Genomic DNA, 1,870 nt, shown 5'->3' on the forward strand with positions numbered 1-1,870 from the left:
AGCGAGTGGCCATACAGGTAGCACAGGAGTGGCTGATTGTGGTACTGACGTCTCTTGCGGCCGTCGGAGATGTCGCTGGCAGTACTGGCGTCGCTGCCGTCGATGCTGACGTCGGAGCCGCCGCTGGCAGTGGTGGCGTCGCTGCCGTCGATGCTACCGTCGGAGCCGGCGATGCTATCGATGCCGCCGTCGGAGTCTGTGAAACTGCGGGCGGAGCCGTCGTCGCTGCCGTCGATGCGGCCGTCGGAGCCGACGATGCTAACGATGCTGACGTCGGAGCCGGCGGTGCTAACGATGCTGCCATCGTAGCTGACGATGCTAGCGATGCTAGCGGTGCTGCCGTCGGAGCCGTCCTCGCCGCCGTCGATGCTGCCGTCGGGGTCGGCGAAACTGTGGTCGTTTCTGCCGTCGGTGGGAGCGTCGATGCTGACCTCGGCGCCGGCGCCGGCACTGCGTCGTCAAGGTCGTCGTGGTCGTCGTCGTCTCCTCCTCCTCCTGCGGGGCGGGGTGAGGGAGGGGGCGAGGATGGTGCCGAATCCGTACCCCTCGCTGGCGTCGAGGCTGACTGCAGTGCCGTCGTCAGAGCTGGCGTCGATGCTGTCTGCGGAGCTGGGGTTCGGTCCGTCGTGGACGTGGGCGTGGAGGCTGCCGAGGACGATGCTGACGTCGATGTTGACGTCGATGGGGCCATAGGCACAGACGCTGGTGTCGGCAAGGCGGACGGGTCATGGCATGACAGGGCGGCCCCTCTAGCGTCAGGTGCACCTGAAGGCAGCACCCTCGCCAACGGCCCTGGGCGAGGCGTCAGGACAGAGGATGTTGAAAGGCCCGTCGAGGCTGGCGTCGATGCGGTCGGCAGTGCTGGTGGCGATGCTGAGGTCGATGCAAGGACGAGCATGACGACGGCCGAGATGGTGGCCCGTTTGGGGCGGGCCAGGCCCGCCGTGCCCTTGAAGCCGCAGGCGGAGCCGAGGACGCCGAAGAACGCGTAGCCGACCTTGACGGCCCTTGTGGGGCGGGCTGGGCCCGCCGTGCCGGCGGAGTCGACGATGTGCTTGACGACGCTCCTGGTGCCCTTGCCGATGGTACGCAAGACCGTGCCGACGGTGCCGAGAGCGATGCCGAAGGTGGAGCCGAGGCCGTACCCGAAGTTCAGCAAGATAATGCCGATGAAGTTGAGAGCGGTGCCTGCGGTGCCGCGGGAGCGCTCTCGGGGGGAGGTTGGGGGCCGACTGCTTGTCACGCACGGCGCGACGACGGCAGGCGTGGGAACAGCCCGACCGCACTCAGCACCGTCACCCTCAGCAGTCGGGGGCCCGACCCCCCCCTGGATACCTGGCCGTACCGAGGTGTGCAGGTGCTGGACGGAGTCGTCTGTGTTGGCGTCGGTGCCTGGTAGGTGAGCGCGGAGGTCGGCTCGGTAGGCGCGCAGCTCGGCGCGCAGGTGGAACGCGTCGTGCCCGAGTATACGTAGATCTTCGTGAAGATCCGCACGCGGCACGTGTGGGGCGTGTCCAGGTGGTACTGGGAGGTCGCGCCCGTGCAGGACGGGCACGCGGAAGACAAGGTCCTGGTGCCTATGTTCAGTAACATGGCCAGGCAGCTCAGGTAGTACAGCATGGTGAGACGTGAAAGTGCGGTGGCGGCCTGGCGCAGCCAGGGGGGCCATGGCGGCAATCGCACTGTGGAAGTGAGGAGACGCAAATCAGTACCGCGCTGCTGGCGCGGTTCCGGTCTCGCGAGGCCTGGAGTCGGGACTCCAGAGCGGGGCGCTTCGCGTCGCGGCTACGCTATGAGTGCAGGGCACTCTCGAGCCGAGACTAGAGAGAGAGAGAGAGAGAGAGAGAGAAAAAAAAAGAGAGATGGAGAT

Annotated in this window: 1 protein-coding gene; it reads left to right on the top strand. The window is 66.9% G+C overall.

Annotated elements, in window-relative coordinates; genetic code table 11:
• Window positions 1–992, top strand: a 992-nt coding sequence (locus tag GY812_02675) for a hypothetical protein (GenBank protein MCP4434387.1), incomplete at its 5' end; no start/stop codon positions are given.
• Window positions 993–1,870 lie beyond the last annotated feature (878 nt).

Source organism: Actinomycetes bacterium (assembly GCA_024222295.1).
Lineage (GTDB): Bacteria > Actinomycetota > Acidimicrobiia > Acidimicrobiales > Microtrichaceae > JAAEPF01.